We start from the raw sequence: 19,815 nt of genomic DNA on the forward strand, positions 1-19,815 counted from the left end.
GCGAAACCATATTTCGCACTTTGTGACAATCGGACCCGCCGAGGGCTACAGTGCCATCGGCAAGCCACGCCAGAGGCGTCGCGGGGGCGCGCCGCATACTCATCGTCTTGGGGGAACTGTCATGCCCGGTGGCTTCGTGCTGCCCTGGATCGGCCGTATCACGGCCAGTGCGCTGGTCGTTCTGGCGCTGCTCGCCACCGGCGCCGCGCCGGCGCAGGCCGTCGTGATGTTCCACCCGAAGCCCGTGCCGCTGCCCACGCCGTGGACCACACTCGTCGGGCCCGGCAACGCCCTGCCGGACTACCCCCGCCCGCAGCTGGTCCGGTCCGACTGGCTCAACCTCAACGGCGTCTGGGGCTACACCGGGCGCTCGGCGGGGGCCGCGCTGCCCGCGCCACCGCCGCCGGCCGCCTATCGCGAACAGGTGCTGGTGCCCTATCCCGTCGAGTCGGCGCTGTCCGGCATCGCCCGCCACGACGACGAGATGTGGTACCGCAAGGTGTTCACCGTGCCGAGCAGTTGGCACGGCCGCCACGTGCTCCTGCACTTCGGTGCCGTCGACCAGATCGCGACGGTCTGGGTGAACGGCCAGCAGGTGGCCCACCACGAGGGTGGCTTCACCGCATTCAGCGCCGACATCACCCGGGCGCTGCGCCGGGCCGGCCCGCACGAGATCGTGGTGCGCGCCCGGGACCGCAATGAGGCCAACCCCTTCCCGGTCGGCAAGCAGCGCAACGACCCCGAGGGACTGTTCTATACGGGCGCCTCCGGCATCTGGCAGACCGTCTGGCTGGAACCGGTGCGCGCCACGCATATCGACAAACTCGACATCAGCACCGACCTGACCGGGCTGACGCTCACCCCGAGAACCGTGGGCACCACCAACCAGCGCGTGGTGGCGGCGGTGTCCGAGCGCGGCGGTCGGGTGGTGGCGGTGGCGTCCGGACCCGCGGCGGCGCCGCTGCGCCTACGGGTGCCGGCTCCGCGGCTGTGGACGCCCGACGATCCCTACCTCTATGACCTGACGGTGGCGTTGGTCAGCCCGACCGGCACAGTGCTCGACGCGGTGTCCAGCTACGCCGGATTGCGCACTATCGGGACCGTCCGCGACTCCAGGGGCCGCCCGCGGATCGCCCTCAACGGCCGGATCACCTTCCTGCACGGACCACTCGACCAGGGGTACTGGCCGGACGGCATCTACACCGCCCCCACCGACGACGCCCTGAAATCCGACCTGCAGCGCATCAAAGATTTCGGGATGAACTTCGTGCGCAAGCACGCCAAGGTCGAACCCGCCCGCTGGTACTACTGGGCCGACACCCTGGGCCTACTGGTCTGGCAGGACATGCCGTCGCTGGACGTGTCACTCGACATCCCGGTGGGACCTGCACCGGAACCGCCGCCGGCGGCCAAGGCCAACTTCGAGCGCGAACTGCTCGCGATGATCGATCAGCTGCGCAGCGTGACGTCGATCGTGGGCTGGGTGCCGTTCAACGAAGGGTGGGGGGAATTCGACACCGCCCGGATCGCAGGCCTGGTGAAGGCGGCCGACCCCACCCGGATGGTGGACGCCAACAGCGGGGTCAACTGCTGCAAATCCCGGCCCGACAGCCGCGCCGGGGACATCTACGACGACCACACCTATGTCGGCCCCGGCACGACATTCGTGCCCGGCGACCCGCGGGTGCGGGTGGACGGCGAGTACGGCGGCCTGGGGCTGGCGTTGGCGCGCAACCGGTGGCCGGGTAAGGCGCAGGCCTACGAGATGGCCCGCTATCCCGATCAGCTCACGGCACGCTACGTGGCGGTGAGCCGTGCGCTGGAGGCACAGGTGCGCGCCGGTGGTCTCTCGGGTGCGATCTACACCCAGACCACCGACGTCGAGAACGAGGTCAATGGGTACCTCAGTTATGACCGGTGGGTGGTCAAGATGCCGATACCCGTTGTCGCCGAACGTAATCGGGCGGTGATCGCGGCTGGAACCCCGGCGATCAGCCCGCCTGATGTGCGGCGCTGAACATCCGGGCGGCCAACCGGCAGCCGGCGTGCACATCACGCCACAGCGCGGTCACCGGATCCGAGGCGTCCAGGGCGTGTTTGGTGTTGGCGATCAGCCGATCGGCGGCGTCCCGGGCCCGGGCCACCGCCTGCTGGTGGGCCCGCGCCGCGTTCGCGGGGGTGTCGGTCAGCGACCCGGCTACCTGAAGGCGGGCGGCATCGATATCGGAGGCCGCCCAGCCCACCTGTGCGGCAGCGGCATCGGTCACCTCATCACCCGCGTGGGATGTCGCGAGCCTGGTGCGGACCTGTTCGACGTGCGTGCGCAGTACCCCGTCGGCCGATCCCACCACCGCGGCTGCCGCAGCGGCCCCGGCCAGCACCTCGTGGTCCTCGCTGTGCTCCACGACATGCACGTCATCGGTGCGCGCACCGGACACCGTCACGTCGCAGATCCCCGCCGCGTGCAACCCGGTCAGCCCGGCCACCGGTTCGAGCCGCGCCGCGCTGCGCGGGATCAAGGCCTGCTGGCCGGATCCCACCGGCAACAGCAGCCAGCCCGCCTGTGCGGCGCCCACGACTGAGTCCCACCTGCCGCTGAGACCAGCCCGTTTGTCGAATGTGCCTGATCCGTGAAAACTCTTCGCGATCAACGACTCCGGGCCGAGCGCGGCTTTCTTGCCCACGCTGTAGGCTGCGGTCCTGAAGGCGGCGGCCAGCCAGCCCCCAGAGCCATCCGCCGCGGCGAGTTCGAACACCGCCGCGACGATGCCGTCGGCCTGCCCGGGCTCAGCCATACTCACCTCCGCGGTCGGTGACACATGGTATCCATGATCGTGGCACGCGGAGCCCGAGCGGTGAGACGCACGACGTCGCAGTCCGTTCTGGACGCCGTGCGGGCCTTGCTGCCCGATATCGCCGCGGCCGCCGCCGACGTCGACCGCACCGCTGCGGTATCACCTCGGGTGATCGCCGATCTGCATGCAGCGGGCTACTTCTCATTACTGCAACCGGCCCGCTTCGGTGGACTGGATGCCGACCCGGCCGACTATCTGACCGCTACCCGGGAACTGTCGGCGGCCTGCACGTCGACCGGGTGGCTGGCCGGCTGGCTGGGCGTCAACACCTGGGGATTGGCACTGCGCGATATGCGTGCCCAGGAAGAGATCTGGGGTGCTGACCCGCAGGCCCTGATGTGCTCGTCGTACGCACCCACCGGCCGGATGGAACGCGTCGACGGCGGCTTCTGGCTGACAGGACGGTGGAACCGGTGTATCGGCGCGAGCCAGGCGTCGTGGCTGAACGCCGCGGTGCTGCGCGTCGGCCCGGACGGCGCCGCCCAGGACTTCATGGCGGTGCTGGTGCCCAATACCGACTACGAGGTCGAACCACGCTGGAATGGATTGGGGCTCAAAGGAATCAGTGCCGAGGATATCGTCGTGACTGGCGCATTCGTGCCCGACCACCGGGCATTCAGCTGGCTGAACTCGCGAATTCCGGACCGCCTTGCGCCGGTGTTCCTGCTGCCCCAGCCCACGCTGTACACGCTCGCCGGCACCATCCCGTTGCTCGGTGCCGCGCAGCGACTGCTCGGTGAGCGACGTGCGGACCGGGCCGAGCCGCTGAGCCCGTTGGCGATGGCGGCCGCCGATGTCGAGTTGTCGGTCCGGCAGGTGCAGCGCAACGTGGCCGACCTGATCAGCTGTGTGGCGGCGGGCGGATTTCCGGAATCGGCACTGGTGCTGCGGACCCGCCGCGATCAGGTGATGGCCTCTGAACGGTCATTTCGGGCTGTCCAGGAGATCGTCCGCGACCACGGGTCGGGAATCGACGAGGCGCTGCTGGAACGGATCTGGCGTGATGTGCAGACCGCGCGTATGCATGTCTCGAGCAATGTTGAGCAGGTGCTGGCGCTGGTGGGACGGTTCAGTATGGGCCTGCCGGTCGACGACCTGATCTGGTAGAGCTCGTCACACCCAGTCATCGGAGGACAGCGTGCGCAGCACGCGCGAGAGCATGTCGTCGGTGACGGTCACGGTGTCACCTTGATCGGATGCCGTTGTGCTGCCGAGCTGTTCGGCGATGCCGCGGGCGGCCCGGGTGAGGAAGGGGGCCACCCTGGTCAGCCGGTGGGCGGGCAGTGTGCCGGTCAGCGAGATCCCGGCGAGCTCGCCGTCGCCGAGGGCGATCGGGGCGCCGATGCTGGACAGGCCCACCGCGAGCTCGCCGTCGTCGTAGGCCAGACCGTGCCGGGAACGGATCCGGGCCAGCTCCTGATGCAATATTGGCAGCTCGGATATCGTTGCCGCAGTGCACTTTCGCAGCGGTCCGGCGAGTAGCCGGTCGACGTCCTCGGCGGGGAGTTTGGCCAGCATCGCCTTGCCCAGTGCGCTGGCGTGGGCCGGGGTGCGCCCGGCCACCCGGGTCGGCACCGAGATGGGCGAGCGGCTGGCGACCTTGTCCAGGTAGAGAATGTCGGCGCCGATCAGGACGCCGAGATGCACCACCAGCGAGGTGTCGGTGTGTAACCGCCGCAGCACCGGCGATGCCGCACCGCGCAGCTGTGAGTGATCGACCATCCGGGACACCGGCAGTGACGAGGTGGCCACCCGGTAGCCGCCCGGACCGTGCTGGAGCATTCCGGTGCTGCGCAATTGGGTGAGGATGCGATGCACCGACGAGCGCGACAGTCCGGTTCTGGCGGCCACCTCGTCGAGCCGAAGCACCACACCGGCGCGGTCGAAGACGTTCATCACCGCCGTCACCTTGGTGACCATCGACGACGGCTCCCGGGTCGCGCGGGTACGCGCCGACTGTGTCACGACCATCTCCTTGCGTGCGTCAGGCTCGACTGTACGAAAGTCGGCCCTTTCCCGTGGGAAAGGGCCGACCTTCAGCGATATCAGGCAGCGTCGCGGTGCCGCGCGCTTCCGCCGGTCGACTTGCTCGTCGATCCGCCGGTGCCCGCACCCGCGGTGTCGTCGGAAGCGCCGGACGTCGCGCCGGCGGACCGGGCCTCGGACTTGGCCGAGGTCGCCTTGGTCGCGCTACCGGTCTCGGCCGCCGCCGAGGAGGTGTCCGCGGCCGCGGCACGGATCGCCGCGGCGCTCACCGGGGTGGTGGAGGCAGCGCTGCTGGCCGAGGTCGTCGGCAGCTTGCTGATGATCTGGGCCTTCAGATCCTCGACCGCCGCGGTGATCGCGGTGGTGATCTTCGGGCCGACGTTGCGGCCGAACTTCACGAACGAGTAGGCCGCATCCGAGACACCCTGCTGGACCGCGGCGATCACCTTGGTGATGTCCTGGGTCTTCAGTGCGTCGACAACCTGCTGGGCAGAGGCCGCCAGCTGACGGGTCAGCGTGCGGACCTGAAGCGCCACCTGCGCCTCGAGCGTGGGTTCGGTGCTGTAGAGCTTGCCGTTCCAGTTCACCAGGGTCCAGCCGTCCTCCGGGTTGCCCTCGATGACCACGTAGTCGGTGTTCTTCAGCGCGGCTGTCTGCAGGATGGTGAATTTCTGCACCAGGGTCAGGTTTTTGGCGTTCATCAGCGTCCAGAACATGATCGCCCCGCCGTGCGAGAACACGACGGCGTTGCGGTCACCGTTGTCGTAGATCGTCTGGAGCGCCGCGGCCATCCGGGCGTTGAACTGGGTGCCGTTGACGGTGTCGCTGGTGCCGTCGATGCTCGGCGTGAGATTGCCCTGCAGCCACTTGATCGGGGCCACGGCGTAGCCGGTGGAAGCCTGCGACTCGGGGGTGCCCTCGTACTTGCCGGCTTCGATCTCCTGGATCCCGGGCAGCACCGTGACCGGCAGGTTGAGGTACTCCGACATCGGTGCCGCGGTCTCCTGGGTGCGGATCATGGTCGAGGCATAAATGGCGTCGTAGTTGTTATTGCCGAGCTTGTCGGCGACGGCCTGCGCCTGCGTCTGGCCGAGTTCGGTGATGTGCGGGCCGGGCACGGAGGTGTCGATCAGACCCGAGGCGTTGCCTGCCGACTGGGCGTGCCGCACGAACGTCACCGTCATCAGCTCGGCTGCGGCGGCGGGGATCGCGGCGGCGACCAGGAGCGTGACCGAGGCAGCAGCGGCGCCGAGGTATCTCCCGAACTTTCGGCGACGCGTGCCGGTGGCGCCGGAATCCGAAGCACCGATCATGAGGAACTTCCTTCTCTTCGTTGATGAGGACAGTTCACGGTGAACGGGAGGTAAACGATCATCAAGACGCAATCCCATTTTTCGGGATCGAGAGAAAAAGTTAGATCAGGCTGAGCCGATATCTGGTTTGTGCGGCGAGCATGGGATCCACTGGTCGACCGCGAACCGCAGAGGAGATGGGTGATGCCCGGCTACAACCCCGCCATGCAGAAGGCCCGACTGACCGACGTCGAATCCGATGTACACGGCCTGATCTCGAAGAAGACCGCGAATCTGGACGGTGTCTCGGTCACCGAGGTGACCTTCCACGAGGGCGCGCGCTGGTCCAATGACCTCAAGGAGTACGCCGGCACGGATCTGTGCGAACTACCCCATGTGGCTCTGGTGACCAGCGGCGCCCTCGCGGTCCGGATGGCCGACGGCTCCGAGGACGTCTTCAGCGCCGGGGATGTGATGCTGCTCCCGCCAGGGCATGACGCCTGGAGCGTCGGCAATCAGGCCTGCACCTTCATCGAATTCTCAAAGGGCAACGACTATTACGGCCACTAGTCGTCGGTGACGGTCAGCGCGACGTCGATGTTGCCGCGGGTGGCGTTGGAATAGGGGCACACCTGGTGCGCCTTCTCGGCCAGCGCCACGGCGGTCTCGTGGTCGACATTGGGCAGGGTGATCTCAAGCTCCACCGCCAGCGTGAACCCGCCGTCGTCCTTGGTGCCCAGCGAAACCCGGGCTCCGACAGAGGAATCCGAGACGTCCGCCTTCTCCTGACGGGCGACCAGGCGCAGTGCGGAGTGGTAGCAGGCGGCGTAGCCGACCGCGAACAGCTGCTCGGGGTTGGTGCCGACGCCGGAGCCGCCCATTTCCTTCGGGATGCTCAGGGCGACGTCGACCTTGCCGTCGGAGGTGCGGCCGTGTCCGTCACGTCCCTCGCCGGTGGCCAGGGCCTCAGCGGTGTAGAGAACCTTCATGTCAAATCCCTTCTGATTCAGTGGTGGGAAAGCACTGCCTCGGACAGGCGCAGCACTGCGTCGCGGAGCGCGACAATCTCCTCCGGGCTCATCTCCGAGGACTCCATCAGCCGCTCGGGGATGCAGGCTGCCTTGTGCTGCAACCGCTTTCCGGTCGGGGTGAGCACGATATCCACGCGACGTTCGTCGTCGGCGGAACGCTCCCTGCTGATGTAGCCGATGGCCTCCAGCCGCTTGAGCAACGGCGAGAGGGTGCCCGAATCGAGGTGTAGCCGCTCGCTCAATCGACTGACATTGGCGTGCCCCTCTTCCCACAGCACCAGGAGGACCAGGTACTGCGGGTAGGTGAGGTTGAGTTCGGCCAACACCGGCCGATAGGCGGCCGTCACTGCGCGCGACGCCGAGTACAGCGCGAAGCACAGTTGATCGTCGAGTCGTGGAGCGGTCACGCCGACAACTATAGGACACAATTAAATTGTGCACAACCTAATTGAGCGGGCCTAGTAAGTTCCCGCCGCCCAGGTGCCCGCGGGGTAGGGCGGAACCCGGCCTGCCAGCGCGGCGTCGGTAGTCGAGCACAACGTGTCCGACACCGTGCCCCAGCTGGCGACGGGAGTAGCCGCGTCGCCGTCGACGTGAATCACGGCCGCCTGCCAGAAGTAGCCGATGCCGCCGTGCTCGTACCAGAGAAACCAGTCATCGCCGCGATGGCCCGCCCGGATCAGGCGCCGGAACGGCAGGGATGGGTCAAGCACCGAGTCGGTGCTGTTGAATGGTGCTCCGATATCGGCGATCGGTGGAAGCAGGGCGGTCAGCGCCGGCGGCAGTTGCCGCACGCCGGTGACGTCCTGGACCGGTGTGCTCAGGGTGCAAGCGGTGTTCGGGACCGCCTGCGCCGGGGCGGCCAGCACGATGGCGACGGCGGCACCGGCCAGGCTGAGCGATACGGCCTTCATCCGCCCACGCTACGTCCGGTCGCGGCGGCATTGGCCGGAAACGCCAATCGGCCCCCGCTTCCGGAGTGGGGGAGCGGGGGCCGAAGGTCCGTGCGCTAGTCGGCCGCGTGCTTGGCCCGCTTGGATCCGCCGGTGGACTTGCTGTGCGAGCCGCCGTCGGAACCGGAGTCGGAGTCGGCCTTGGCCGACCCGCCGCCATCGCTGTCGGTCGTCGCCGCGGCTGTCCGCTTGACCGCGTCGCTCAACCCGCCGTTGATAGCCCGGTTGATGAGGACCCGGCCCTGCTCGAGTCCGAGGCGGATGCTGCGGGGCGTCTTCTCGACGATCGCCTTGGCTGCCACGGTCTCCTCGAGGGCGGGCAGTTCCACCGCTTCGACCGGAACGCCGGTGCCGATGGTCACCTGCTCGGTCACCAGTGCGACATCCGCAGCGCCCTGCACGGCGGCGTTCCAAATCGCCACGGGCTTCAGCGATTTGATGGCCTCGGTGAGATTCTCACCGGCCTTGATGGATGCGGCGATGATGGTGTTGACGGCGTTCACCGTCGCGGCGAACGCCAGGCCGCCCGCATCGGGAATCGCGACCACCAGGTTCTGGGCCACGGCCAGTTGCTGCTGGAGGACCTTCTGTACCGTGCCGACGACCTGGTCTGTCACCTCGGTCAGCGCCCCGAGGGTCGCTGTCTGGATCGTCTGGATCGCGGCCTCGACATCACCGGCGAGTGCCTGCTGGGTGGCGATCACCAGTTGGCCGGGCAGGGCGAATGCCGCACTGCCCAGAGTCCATGCGCCGCCCGCAACGGCAGTGGTGACGGCGAACAGATACTTGGTCTGGTTGCCGAGCACGCTGCGCACGATCGGCAGCGGATCGTCGATCTCGGACTGGATGGCGGTGTAGACGTCGGCGAACGTCGCCTCCAGAACGGGCGAGAACGCCTCGAACGGATTGACCGGCTGCAGCACCATGGCGGTGTTCTCCACCGCGATGGCGCGCGTCGGCAGTGCCGCCACGTGGGTCGGCGCCATCGGCGCAACGGCGATGGCGCCGGCGCCGAGCATGGCGATGCCGGCGATGAGGTGGGACCGTACGGCAATCTGCATGGGACTGCCCCTTTCCAGGAGGGTTGACGTGATTTCAGGAAGCTACCTGAGAAGAATCTGAGATGAATGCGTTTCAGCAAAAATTATCTTCGGGGTAAGTTGCGCGTCATTTCCCGCGGCGTGGCACCGGTATTGCTGGTCTAGCTGGCATTACCTTCGCATAGTGGATTAGTACTAGCCGCGTCAGAAATACCACTCGAAAACACTGGCAAACTGATAAGACACGCTCGATAGCAGCTTATGGTTATTAGTTTGCTGACGGCGTATGCAGATGCAAATTTTGCATCATGAAGTAAACAGCACACTGGTTCTTCTGTTTGCAATAACGGTCTGAGCAACGCGATCTGGCCTTAAGGTTGCGGTGTTCCCGGAGCCGAAGGGAGGGTCGTGGCGAATCGGCAGCGAACGGCCCACCGGTTCGGCGTATGCATGGCCGCGGTCGCCCTGGCGGCGGGCCTGACGGCGGCGCCGGCTCCCGACGCCACCGCCGGCACGGTGCTGGCGATGTCCGGTAACGGCGGTGAGTTGGTGCCCGGCTACATCCGCTCATTGTTGGGCGGTAATCCCGTCTACCCGCAGACCAGCCCGCTGCCGCAGCTGATTGCCCTCGGTGAGTACCAGCGCGGGTACTTCGATCCCAGCAATCCGGACTCGCCCTACCGCGGTTACGACTACCAGCTGATCGACTGGCCTGCCGCCACGCCCCTCACTTTCGGCTGGGACGGGTACACCACCTTCGAACAGTCACAGCAGACCGGAGCAGCCAACCTCGACGCCGCTATCACCCGCACACTGCACGACCGGCCCGGCGAACCCATCGTGGCGGTCGGCTATTCGTCGAGTGCCAACGTGATGGTGCGGGAGCTGCGGGCGCTCGCCGCGGCCGGCTCGCCGCATACCGGCGACCTGAGCTTCGTGGTGATCGGAAACATGAACCGGCCCAACGGCGGAATCGCGGCCCGCCTTCCGGGGGTCACCGTCCCGTTCCTGGGGGTCGGACTGGACGGCGCTCGTGGTGATCGGAAACATGAACCGGCCCAACGGCGGAATCGCGGCCCGCCTTCCGGGGGTCACCGTCCCGTTCCTGGGGGTCGGACTGGACGGCGCCACCCCCGCCGATACCGCTTACCCGGTGCTCGATGTCAGCTGGCAGTACGACCCGATCTCCGACTTCCCGGTCAACCCGCTGAACCTGTTGGCGCTGGCCAACTCTGGGGTGGCCTTCCTGCTGTTGCACGCCAACTACTTCCCGGCCGACCTGACCACCACGCCGCGGGCGTTACCCGACACCACCGTCGGCAACATCACCTACATCACCCTCAAACCGCCGCGACTGCCACTGCTGGTGCCCGCCGCGGTGCTCGGGGTGCCACCGGTATTGCTCGACCTGGTTGAGCCGGCACTGACGGTCCTGGTCGACGCCGCCTACGACTACGACGCCGGCCCGGCCACCCCGGTGCCCCTGCAGCTGCAGACCAGGCCGGAGCGCCTCCAGCAGCTGCCCGGCAAGCTCACCGAGGCGATCCATCAGGGTGTGCGCGCGTTCGTCGAGGACCTGCGCCCCGGCGGACCTGCGGTGGCGCACAGTCGCCGGCCGTCACATCCCCCGTCGGCCGCCCAAAAGCCAACGACCGCAAAGCGATCCACGGCCGGAACCGCCCGGCACCGGACCGCCTCTGCAGATGCGGCGTAGCCTGCAAACATGTACGAACCCACCTGGGAATCGGTCGGCGCGCACCCGCTGCCAGGCTGGTACGACGACGCCAAGCTCGGTGTTTTCCTGCACTGGGGGCTGTACTCGGTGCCCGGCTGGGCCCCGCAGGTGCCTGACATCCAGCAGTTGCTGAAGGAGAATGGGCCCGCAGAGATGTTGCGGGACAACCCCTATGCCGAGTGGTATCTCAATACCAGCCGGATCCAGGGCAGTCCCACCTGGTACCACCACCGCGACACCTACGGACCCGAGGCCGATTACGACGACTTCGTGCCGGTCTTCGACGAGGGCACCGCCACCGCCGACATGGCGGCCATCGCCGCGACCTGCCGCGACGCCGGTGCTCACTACGTGGTGCTGACCACCAAACACCACGAAGGATTCTGCTTGTGGCCCACCGAACTGCCACACCCCCGCAAAGGTCGCTACCACGCCACCCGCGACCTCGTCGGTGACCTGCGGGAGGCGGTGCTCGATGCCGGGATGCGGATGGGCTTGTACTACTCCGGCGGCTACGACTGGCCCTATAACGATGCGCTGCTGGAGAACCCGGCCGACAGCTTCCTTGCCGTCCCGCACACGCCCGACTACGTCAGGTACGCGACCGCTCATGTGCGGGAGCTGATCGAGCGCTACCGGCCCTCGGTGCTGTGGAACGACATCTGCTGGCCCGCCGGTGGCGATCTGGCCGCGCTGTTCGCCGAGTACTACAACGCGGTGCCGGACGGGGTGATCAACGACCGCTGGATCGAGCCGCCCGGTCACCGCGGCGCGGTGAGTGACGCGCTGGCCCGGCTCGGTGGCTCACTGGTGCAGCGGTTCTGGTCGATCATCCCCGAGGACCGCAAGTCACTGACCTTCCCGGCCACCCACCACTACGACTTCCGCACCCCGGAGTACGCGCAGTACGACAGCATCCAGACCAAGAAGTGGGAGTCCACCCGCGGCGTCGGACATTCCTTCGGCGCCAACCGCAATGAGCGCCCCGAGGACATCGTCACCACCACCGAACTGGTTCGCTCGTTCGCCGATATCGTCGCCAAGAACGGCAACCTGCTGATCGGTATCGGTCCCGATCAGTTCGGCCGGTTCCCCGTCGAACAGTTGACCCCGCTGCGCGGGCTGGGGCAGTGGCTGGCGGTCAACGGCGACGCGATCTACGGCACCCGGCCCTGGCTCGTCGCACAGACCACCACCACCGAGGGTGGCGGTGTCCGATTCACCCAGCGCGACGGGGCCGTACACGCGATCCTGCTGGACCTCTCCGCGCGCGAGTTCGGCATCCGCGGCATCGACGCCGGCGGTGTCACCGAGGTGCGGATGCTCGGACTCGACGAGCCAGTTGCGTGGTCGGTGACCGACGGCATGCTGCGCCTGCGGTTGCCCGAGCGGATGCCGGTGTCACCGGCCGCCGTGCTGAGCCTCGGCCACGGGGCGCGCCCCGCCTAGAGCACCTTCGACAGGAACTCCTGCAGCCGTGGGCTTTTCGGATTGCCGAACACTTCTTCGGGGGTGTCGTCCTCGACGATGTTGCCGTCGGCCATGAAGATCACCCGGGAGGCCACCTCGCGGGCGAAGCCCATCTCGTGGGTGACCACCACCATCGTCATCCCGCCCAGGGCGAGTTGGCGCAGCACCTCCAGGACGTCACCGACCATCTCCGGGTCCAGCGCGCTGGTGGCCTCGTCGAACAGCATGATCGACGGGTTCATCGCCAGTGCGCGGGCGATGGCCACGCGCTGCTTCTGCCCGCCGGACAGGGTGGACGGTTTGACGCCCGCCTTCTCGGCCAGCCCCACCTGACCGAGCAGATCCATCGCCTTCTTCTCGGCGGCGGCCTTGTCCATCTTCTTGGTCAGCAGCGGCGCCAGTGTGACATTCTGCAGGACCGTCATGTGCGGGAAGAGGTTGAAGTGCTGGAACACCATGCCGATGTGCTGGCGCACCTTGTCCAGGTCGACCTTGGGATCGGTGAGGTCGAAGTGGTCGACTACCACCTTGCCCGCGGTGATGTCCTCCAGCTTGTTCAGGCAGCGCAGGAACGTCGACTTGCCCGAACCGGACGGTCCGATGACACAGACCACCTCGCCCTGCTTGATGTCGGTGGTGATGCCGTCGAGCACCACCAGCTCACCGAACGCCTTCTTGAGGTTCTCGATCTGGATCTTGACGGTGCCCGCGGGCTCGGCGGCCGCGGCCTCGGGGATGAGCTCGGTCATTTCACGATCCTTTTCTCGAGGCGATCCGAGAGCTTGGTCAGCGCCATGATCACGATGAAGTAGATGACACCGATGATCAGCCACATCTTGAACGACTGGTAGTTGCCGGCGATGATGATCCGGCCCGTCTGGGTCAGCTCGGCGATGCCGATCACCGACAGGATCGAGGTGTCCTTGAGCGTGATCACGAACTGGTTGATGTAGGACGGGACCATCGTGCGGATCGCCTGCGGCAGAATCACTTTGCGCATCGTCGGCAGGTAGCCGATGCCGAGGCTGCGGGCCGCCTCCATCTGCCCCTTGTCGACGGACTGGATACCGCCGCGCACGATCTCGGTCATGTACGCGCCGGCGTTGAGCGACAGCGTGATGATGCCCGCGGTGAGCGCGCTCATCTGGAAGCCCAGTGCCGACGGGATGCCGAAGTAGATGAAGAACGCCTGCACCAGCAGTGGTGTGCCGCGGAAGATATCGACGAACGTGGTGCCGATACCGCGCAGCCAAATCGACCGCGACACCCGGAACAGGCCGAAGATCACGCCGAGTACCAGGGCGATGGCGATCGAGACGACCGTGAGGATGACGGTCATCTTCAGGCCGGCCAACAGCATCGGCGAGGTGCTCTTGATCAGGCCGAGGAACGAGTTGTCGTCGGTGCTCGCCCCCTCACCCAGGTAGCTGTTGATGATCTGGTCGTAGCGGCCCGACTTCTTCAGGTTGTTCAGGCCGGCGTTGAATTTCGAGAGCAGTTCGGCGTTGCGGCCCTTGTTCACCGCGAACCCGTAGCCGGTCGGATCCTCCTTGGGGGTGACCGTCTTGAAGCCGTTGCCCTGCGCGATGCCGTACAGCAGCACCGGGTAGTCCTCGAACACCGCAGCGGAGTTGCCGGTCTTCACCTCGTCGAACATCGACGACGAGTCGGCGAACGAGACCACCTGGAAGCCGTACTTATCCTTGATGGAGTTGGCGAAGGTGGCGCCCTGGGTGCCGTTCTTGACCGCCACCCGCTTGCCGCGCAGATCCTCGTAGGACTTGATGTCGTTGTTGGTCTTGAGCACCGCCATCTGGATGCCGGACTCGAAATAGGGTTCGGAGAAGTCGAACACCTGCTTGCGCTTGTCGGTGATGGACATGCCCGCGATGACACCGTCGACCTGATTGGCCTGCACGGCCTGCAGTGCGGCGTCGAAACCCAGCGGTTTGATGTCGACCTTGAACTTCTGATCCTCGGCGATGGCGCGGATCAGATCCATATCGATGCCGACGAAATTGCCCTGCTTGTCCTGGAATTCGAACGGGGCGAAGGTGGTGTCGGTGGCGATCACATAGGTCTCGCCGTCGGCGGCAGCCTTGCCGGGGGAGAGCAGCGTGGCGCCGAACAGCGTGGCGAACAGGACGGCCGCCAGGACGGTGATGGCGCTCGCGCGGCGTAACCTACATCGGCTCAGGCCGCGCCTTAACGTGTCAGCTCCCATGTATTGGCCTCCCTGACCGTGCGTATTTGGGCGTCGTTCACGCTAGTGCTCCGGCGGTGCTCCTGCTGTGTAACGGCGACACCAGATATCGACGAATGCGTCAATATGTGTCCGCGGCTGGGATTCTGCTGGCGTTACGGTGCCACGTGGGTCACCCTGGACCGGCAGGACCACCAGGAGGAGTGCCATGAGTGTCCGAGTGATCGTCGCGGTCGCCGCCGCTGTGCTGGCTGCGTCGGCGCCACTGTCCACCGCCGGCGCCACCCCGCCCGAGGGCGACACCACCCGAACCGATCTGGCCACGGGCACCACCGACGCTCCGGTGGCGATCAACACCGACGGCCCGGCCACCCTGGTGGTCCAGGAACTGGCCATCAGTCCCGGCGCCAGCAGCGGATGGCACACCCACCCCGGACCGGAGTACTCGGTCATCACCGACGGTGCGGTGGCACTGCAGACCGCCACCGCGTGCTCGGCGGTGACTTACGGTGCGGGACAGGCGGTTCTGATCCCGGCCGGTGTCCCGCACCGGGTGGCCAACGAGACCGGGGAGGTGGCCGAGGTGGTGATCACCTACACGCTGCCGGTCGACGCCCCGGTGCGCGGTGACGCCCCCGACGCCTGCGCGAAATAGGCCATGACGGGGAAGGCTGACTACCAGCGACTGCGAGCCGCCCACCTGAATGCGGTGGCGGCCGCCCTCGATGACCATGTGGGCCGGCTGGACTGGCCGCGGGAGCGTATCGAACACCATCGGGACCGGCGGCTGCGGCTGCTCCTCGGCTACGCCCGGGAGCGTTCACCGTTCCACGCCCGCCGGCTGCGCGATATCGACCCCGACACGGCCACCGTCGCCGATCTGGCCGCGGTGCCCGCGATGACCAAACAGCAGGCCCAGGAGCACTGGGACCAGGTCATCACCGTCGGCGACCTGGACCGTGCCGGTGCCGAACGGATCCTGGCCGAACAGTCCTGGTTCTCCTACACCGCCCACGATCAGCAGGTGTTCAGCTCCGGCGGGTCCACCGGTGTGCGCGGTGTATACGTCTGGGACTGGCCGTTTTTCGCCAGCGCGGCCGCGCTGGCCTGGCGGATGCAGGCCCGCGACGAGCGCCGGGCCGCGCAGCCGGGTCCCACCCGGCTGGCGGTCATCAGCGCCGCCCTCCCACCGCATGCCAGCACGCCGCTGTTCGACGTGCCGACTGTCGACGGGATGCAGACGGTGGTGATCGAGGCGGGCGCGCCGTTCGACGAGGTGCTGGCCAATGTGGCCGCCGCGGCACCCACCCATCTGGTCGGCTACGCCAGCGTGATCGGGCGGCTGGCCCGTGCTGCACTGGCCGGCGACCTGTCGATCGCCCCCCGGCGGGTGAGCACCAACTCCGAGCCGCTGCTGCCCGAGGACCGCGATGCCATCAGCCGGGCCTGGGACCCGGTGATCCACAACCTTTGGGGCTCAACGGAAATCGGTGTCCAGGCCGTGGGCTGCGGATACGGCGAGGGCCTGCACATCTGTGAGGATGAGGTGATCCTGGAGCGGGTGGACGGCCGGACCCTGGCCACCGGACTGGCCAACCGGACCTTTCCGTTCATCCGCTATGACCTCGGTGACGAGATCACCCTGCTGTCCGAACCGTGTCCGTGCGGCAGCGCCTTCGCCCGGGTGGCCGAGGTCGCGGGCCGCCGCGACGACGATTTCGTCTACGGCTCGGTCACCGTGCCCGCCAGTGCTTTTCGGCACGTCCTGGGCACCGACCCGCGCATCACCGAGTACCAGGTGACCCAGACCGCCACCGGTGCCGATATCGCCGTCGTCGGCTCCCCGGACGAGTCGGTGGCGCACACACTGGTGGCTGCGGTGGGGCGCTACGGGCTGGCGTCTGCCGAGATCACCGTACGGACGGTGCCGCGACTGGATCGCAACCCGAACACCGGCAAGCTCAGCCGATTCGTGCCGCTGCGCTGAGTTATCCGCCCTGCTCGACGATGTTGTCGAAGCCGGACTTGTCGATCGTCGGTGAACCCGAGCGGTAGGTCACCTTGTTCTCGATCCCGGATGCGCTGATCACGTCAACGGAGTCGACGGTGACGGTGTTGTTCATGCCGGAGACTTCCAGCCGGGTGCAGTGTCCGGTGATGACGACCGTGTTTTCCACCCCGCTGACGGTGACCGGGTTGTCGTTGCACGCGATCGTCTTGCGCTCCTCGATCCCCGAGACGCTGACGCTCTGCCCGGGGGCCGAGGTCTCCACGGTGGCCGCTGTCGTCGGCGGCTCCTCGGGTGCGGCGGTGGGTATCGGGCTCTCCGGCTCGGCGGTCGGGCTGAACGGTCCGCCGCCCCCGGAGATCTTCGGGGTGGTGGGCGTCGAGGTGACCGTCTTGGTGGCGAACAGGGTGGTGAAGGCAATCGCACCGCCACCGATGAGTAGGCCGACGACCAACAGCGCCAACACAATCCAGCCGACCTTCATGCCGGGTGAGGACGGCGGCTGCCCACCCGGTGGCATGGGCGGGCCGTAGTACCCCGGTGGCGGGGGTGACGCTTCATTCTGAGCCATCAGCGGATGATTCGGCGGCAAAGCCGCGAGCCGGATGTCACCGCCGTAGTGCGCGATCACCCGGTGGTCCATCACCCGGCGCCACAGTGGCGGGATCAGCGTCAGCGGGAGCAGCGCCGCGTATCCGGCGGGCAACTCCGGTGCCTCGTCGAAATGCCGCAGTGCCTGATAGGGCCGAAGCGGGTTGGCGTGGTGGTCGGAGTGCCGCGGCAGGTGGAACAGGAAGATGTTGGACAGCACGCTGTTGCTGTTCCAACTGTGTGCCGGGCGCACCCGCTCGTAGCGCCCGTTGGGGAGCTTCTGGCGGCGCAACCCGTAGTGCTCCATGTAGTTGACCATCTCGAGCAGGCAGATCCCCACCACTGCCTGGCCGGCCAACCACGGCAACACCACCGGGCCGAACCAGACCGCCAGGCCGGCATAGAGCGCCAGGCTCATCGGCCACGCGGTCAGTACCTCGTTCTGCAGCGACCACGGCGAGCGGCCGCGGCGGGCCAGCCGGCGAGCCTCCAGCCGCCACGCGGTCGTCACCCGGCCGGCCACCGAGCGGGGCAGGAACGCGTAGAAGCTCTCGCCCAGCCACGAACTCGTCGGATCCTCGGGGGTGGCCACCCGCACGTGATGGCCGTGGTTGTGCTCCACCGGGAAGTGGCCGTACCAGCATTGCGCCAGAGCGATCTTGCTCAGCCGCTTCTCGGTGCGCTGACTGGTGTGGCCGATCTCGTGGGCGACGTTGATGGCGCAGCCGCCGACGATGCCGACGGCGACCATCAGCCCCAGCTTGTCGACGACGCTCATCGAAACCCAGCCGCCACCGGCCCACAGCCAGCAGGCGAACATCAGCGACAGGTATTGGCAGGGCAGGTACAGGTAGGTCGCCCAGCGATAGAACGGATCCTTCTCCAGCGACAGCAGCGCCCCGTCCGAGGGACCTGCGCTGTCGGCGCCGGCGAGGTAGTCGAGCACCGGGCCGATCGCGAATACCAGGACGAGCCCCAGCCACCAGAACGCCCGGTCCCCGAGGAAGAACACGCACAGCCAGGACAGGCCGACCATCCCGGGCATGATCGTGCTCAACAACCAGAAGTATCGCTTGCGGTCGCGCCATCCAGGAGACACGGAGGCGGCGGCGGACGCCGGTGAGGGCATGCTCAGTGTTTACCGTTTCGAGACCAAGACCGCAAACGTTATCCCCATTGCCACGCCGACGTGTCGGGGTACCGGAAGCCACGCCCTGCGCCTGTAGAAGGCTGCTCACAGGTTTTGCCTTGTTTGCTCGGAGCAACCGCCCAGTATTTGCCAATGAGGGTCAGTGTTCACCTCGCCCGGTGCGGGTATGCGGCCATCATGTGGCGCACACCGGTCCGGCTCTACGACCACGGCCTCGGCTGGCTGCTGGGCCGGCGGTTCCTCTGCCTGACACATCGGGGCCGGACCTCGGGCAAGCAGTACCGCGCGGTGCTCGAGGTCCTCGCCATCGACGGCGACGAGATCGTGGTGATCGCCGGACTCGGACCCACCACGGACTGGTTCCGCAACCTGCACGCCGGTTCGCCCGCCCGCATCGAGATCGGGCGAGCGGCGTTCGCCGCCGAGCATCGGGTGCTGGGCCCGGACGAGGCCGCCGCCGTCATCGCCGACTACGAGCGGCGGCACCGATGGGTGCGGCCGGTGGTACGCCGGGTGCTGACGGCATTGGTCGGCTGGCACTACGACGGGAGCCCGGCCGCCCGTGACCGGCTGGTGCGCCAGCTTCCCCTGGTGGCGTTTCGGCCCACGATTTCCGACGTTTGGCGGGGTTCGCGGCGCGGGTAGGCTGCGAAGATGTTGACACCTGTGCGCGCCGGCGTCGCCGCGCTGATCCTCCCCGTTGCCTTCGTCACCGCCTGCTCCAACAGTTCCACGCAGAGCCAGTCCTCGTCGGCGAGCTCCTCGACCGCGGCATCCGGCGCGGAAAGCATTGTGACGCAACTGAAGACACCGGATGGCAAGCCGGTGGCCAATGCCACGTTCGACTTCTCGGGCGGCTACGCCACCATCACGGTGGAGACCGTCGAGGGTGGCATCCTCACACCCGGCTTCCACGGTCTGCACATCCACTCGGTGGGCAAGTGCGAGGCCGACTCGGTGGCCCCCAGTGGCGGTGCGCCGGGCAACTTCAACTCCGCGGGCGGGCACTTCCAGGTCAGCGGGCACACCAGCCACCCGGCCAGTGGGGACCTGACCTCACTTCAGGTCCGGCCCGACGGGTCGGCCAAGCTGGTCACCACCACTGAGGCGTTCACCAAGGCCGATCTCACCGGGCCGCAGGGCACCGCGCTGATCATCCACGAGGGCGCCGATAACTTCGCCAACATTCCGCAGCGCTACACCGTCGACGGCAAGCCCGGTCCGGACGAACAGACCATGGCCACCGGTGATGCCGGCAAGCGGGTGGCGTGCGCGGTGATCAGCCCGCCCAGCTGACGTCAACAGGCACTGTGATCTGGGCCACTGGCGAAGTGTTGAGACGCCCTCACTAACCATCGCGAGCAGCGAACTTCGCGTTGCGCACCGGGAGGGGCCGACGGAATTGTGGCCTGGCCCACGTTCGCTGGAGGCCCTTTACTAAGGACTTTCCTTAATAATTTAGACACCACTGGGGCATTGTGATGTTGGCAACTTTCGGCCG

20 protein-coding genes and 1 pseudogene are annotated in these 19,815 nt (G+C 67.2%); 11 read left to right on the forward strand and 10 right to left on the reverse strand.

Annotated features, from left to right (window positions below):
* Window positions 1–121 precede the first annotated feature (121 nt).
* The gene (locus tag BN3385_RS12660) at window positions 122–2,017 is read left to right on the forward strand and encodes a glycoside hydrolase family 2 (RefSeq protein WP_059017098.1); all 1,896 of its coding nucleotides are present in this window, start codon (window positions 122–124) and stop codon (window positions 2,015–2,017) included.
* Here BN3385_RS12660 and BN3385_RS12665 read toward each other — a convergent pair.
* The gene (locus BN3385_RS12665) at window positions 1,992–2,795 is read right to left on the reverse strand and encodes an acyl-CoA dehydrogenase family protein (protein ID WP_059017099.1); all 804 of its coding nucleotides are present in this window, start codon (window positions 2,793–2,795) and stop codon (window positions 1,992–1,994) included. The two genes, BN3385_RS12660 and BN3385_RS12665, sit on opposite strands and share 26 nt — an antisense overlap.
* Before the next feature lie 60 nt (window positions 2,796–2,855).
* Between BN3385_RS12665 and BN3385_RS12670 the strand changes: the two genes are divergently transcribed.
* Window positions 2,856–3,962 carry an acyl-CoA dehydrogenase family protein gene (locus BN3385_RS12670; protein ID WP_059021885.1) on the forward strand — a complete coding sequence of 369 codons (1,107 nt, stop codon included), beginning with the start codon at window positions 2,856–2,858 and terminating at the stop codon, window positions 3,960–3,962.
* Between the two features lie 6 nt (window positions 3,963–3,968).
* Here BN3385_RS12670 and BN3385_RS12675 read toward each other — a convergent pair whose 3' ends face one another.
* Both BN3385_RS12675 and BN3385_RS28595 read right to left on the reverse strand, forming a co-directional pair.
* Window positions 3,969–4,820, reverse strand: a complete 852-nt coding sequence (locus BN3385_RS12675) for an IclR family transcriptional regulator (protein ID WP_231748722.1) — start codon at window positions 4,818–4,820, stop codon at window positions 3,969–3,971.
* Between the two features lie 80 nt (window positions 4,821–4,900).
* On the reverse strand, window positions 4,901–6,154 hold the full coding sequence (locus tag BN3385_RS28595; protein WP_197415206.1) for a histidine phosphatase family protein: 1,254 nt from the start codon (window positions 6,152–6,154) through the stop codon (window positions 4,901–4,903).
* Window positions 6,155–6,337: 183 nt separating this feature from the next.
* Here BN3385_RS28595 and BN3385_RS12685 point away from each other — a divergent pair, with 183 nt between their 5' ends.
* Complete coding sequence (locus BN3385_RS12685) at window positions 6,338–6,703, forward strand: cupin domain-containing protein (protein ID WP_059017100.1); 366 nt, start codon at window positions 6,338–6,340, stop codon at window positions 6,701–6,703.
* Here the strand turns inward: BN3385_RS12685 and BN3385_RS12690 are convergent.
* The 4 genes from BN3385_RS12690 to BN3385_RS12705 form a co-directional block, all read right to left on the reverse strand.
* Window positions 6,700–7,122: an organic hydroperoxide resistance protein gene (locus BN3385_RS12690; protein ID WP_059017101.1), complete on the reverse strand. Its 423-nt coding sequence runs from the start codon at window positions 7,120–7,122 to the stop codon at window positions 6,700–6,702. The two genes, BN3385_RS12685 and BN3385_RS12690, sit on opposite strands and share 4 nt — an antisense overlap.
* 17 nt (window positions 7,123–7,139) lie before the next feature.
* Window positions 7,140–7,571, reverse strand: a complete 432-nt coding sequence (locus BN3385_RS12695) for a MarR family winged helix-turn-helix transcriptional regulator (protein ID WP_059017102.1) — start codon at window positions 7,569–7,571, stop codon at window positions 7,140–7,142.
* Window positions 7,572–7,622: 51 nt separating this feature from the next.
* Window positions 7,623–8,078 carry a hypothetical protein gene (locus tag BN3385_RS12700; RefSeq protein WP_231748723.1) on the reverse strand — a complete coding sequence of 152 codons (456 nt, stop codon included), beginning with the start codon at window positions 8,076–8,078 and terminating at the stop codon, window positions 7,623–7,625.
* Between the two features lie 95 nt (window positions 8,079–8,173).
* A complete protein-coding gene (locus BN3385_RS12705) occupies window positions 8,174–9,178 on the reverse strand; it encodes a hypothetical protein (RefSeq protein WP_059017103.1) in 1,005 nt (334 codons plus the stop codon).
* A 504-nt stretch (window positions 9,179–9,682) separates the two neighbouring features.
* On the opposite strand from BN3385_RS12705, the pseudogene BN3385_RS29320 reads away from it, so the two are divergent.
* From BN3385_RS29320 to BN3385_RS12715, 3 genes and pseudogenes are all read left to right on the forward strand, one after another.
* Window positions 9,683–10,078: pseudogene (locus BN3385_RS29320) on the forward strand (PE-PPE domain-containing protein); the annotation flags it as partial.
* Between the two features lie 115 nt (window positions 10,079–10,193).
* Window positions 10,194–10,871 carry a PE-PPE domain-containing protein gene (locus BN3385_RS29190; RefSeq protein ID WP_286141759.1) on the forward strand — a complete coding sequence of 226 codons (678 nt, stop codon included), beginning with the start codon at window positions 10,194–10,196 and terminating at the stop codon, window positions 10,869–10,871.
* A 9-nt stretch (window positions 10,872–10,880) separates the two neighbouring features.
* Window positions 10,881–12,341 (forward strand): alpha-L-fucosidase, encoded by a 1,461-nt coding sequence (locus tag BN3385_RS12715; protein WP_059017105.1) that lies wholly within the window; start codon window positions 10,881–10,883, stop codon window positions 12,339–12,341.
* On the opposite strand, the gene BN3385_RS12720 is transcribed toward BN3385_RS12715, so the two are convergent.
* Window positions 12,338–13,111, reverse strand: coding sequence for an amino acid ABC transporter ATP-binding protein (locus BN3385_RS12720; protein ID WP_059017106.1), 774 nt, complete (start codon window positions 13,109–13,111; stop codon window positions 12,338–12,340). The genes BN3385_RS12715 and BN3385_RS12720 overlap by 4 nt on opposite strands.
* A complete protein-coding gene (locus BN3385_RS12725; RefSeq protein ID WP_059017107.1) occupies window positions 13,108–14,586 on the reverse strand; it encodes an amino acid ABC transporter substrate-binding protein/permease in 1,479 nt (492 codons plus the stop codon). The genes BN3385_RS12720 and BN3385_RS12725 overlap by 4 nt, the downstream gene beginning before the upstream one ends.
* A 187-nt stretch (window positions 14,587–14,773) precedes the next feature.
* Here BN3385_RS12725 and BN3385_RS12730 point away from each other — a divergent pair, with 187 nt between their 5' ends.
* Window positions 14,774–15,220 carry a cupin domain-containing protein gene (locus tag BN3385_RS12730; protein WP_059017108.1) on the forward strand — a complete coding sequence of 149 codons (447 nt, stop codon included), beginning with the start codon at window positions 14,774–14,776 and terminating at the stop codon, window positions 15,218–15,220.
* A 3-nt stretch (window positions 15,221–15,223) separates the two neighbouring features.
* Window positions 15,224–16,552: a phenylacetate--CoA ligase family protein gene (locus BN3385_RS12735; RefSeq protein WP_059017109.1), complete on the forward strand. Its 1,329-nt coding sequence runs from the start codon at window positions 15,224–15,226 to the stop codon at window positions 16,550–16,552.
* Between the two features lies 1 nt (window position 16,553).
* On the opposite strand, the gene BN3385_RS29325 is transcribed toward BN3385_RS12735, so the two are convergent.
* On the reverse strand, window positions 16,554–18,221 hold the full coding sequence (locus BN3385_RS29325) for a fatty acid desaturase (protein ID WP_353612226.1): 1,668 nt from the start codon (window positions 18,219–18,221) through the stop codon (window positions 16,554–16,556).
* Between BN3385_RS29325 and BN3385_RS28600 the strand changes: the two genes are divergently transcribed.
* The 3 genes from BN3385_RS28600 to sodC are packed head-to-tail and all read left to right on the forward strand — an operon-like array spanning window position 18,208 to window position 19,610.
* On the forward strand, window positions 18,208–18,390 hold the full coding sequence (locus BN3385_RS28600; protein ID WP_197415340.1) for a hypothetical protein: 183 nt from the start codon (window positions 18,208–18,210) through the stop codon (window positions 18,388–18,390). The two genes, BN3385_RS29325 and BN3385_RS28600, sit on opposite strands and share 14 nt — an antisense overlap.
* A gap of 56 nt (window positions 18,391–18,446) precedes the next feature.
* Window positions 18,447–18,959, forward strand: a complete 513-nt coding sequence (locus BN3385_RS12745; RefSeq protein ID WP_197415207.1) for a nitroreductase family deazaflavin-dependent oxidoreductase — start codon at window positions 18,447–18,449, stop codon at window positions 18,957–18,959.
* A 9-nt stretch (window positions 18,960–18,968) separates the two neighbouring features.
* On the forward strand, window positions 18,969–19,610 hold the full coding sequence (sodC, locus tag BN3385_RS12750; protein ID WP_059017110.1) for a superoxide dismutase[Cu-Zn]: 642 nt from the start codon (window positions 18,969–18,971) through the stop codon (window positions 19,608–19,610).
* Window positions 19,611–19,815: the final 205 nt, after the last annotated feature.

The sequence above is a fragment of the Mycobacterium sp. M26 genome, from assembly GCF_001494595.1.
Taxonomy (GTDB): Bacteria; Actinomycetota; Actinomycetes; order Mycobacteriales; family Mycobacteriaceae; genus Mycobacterium.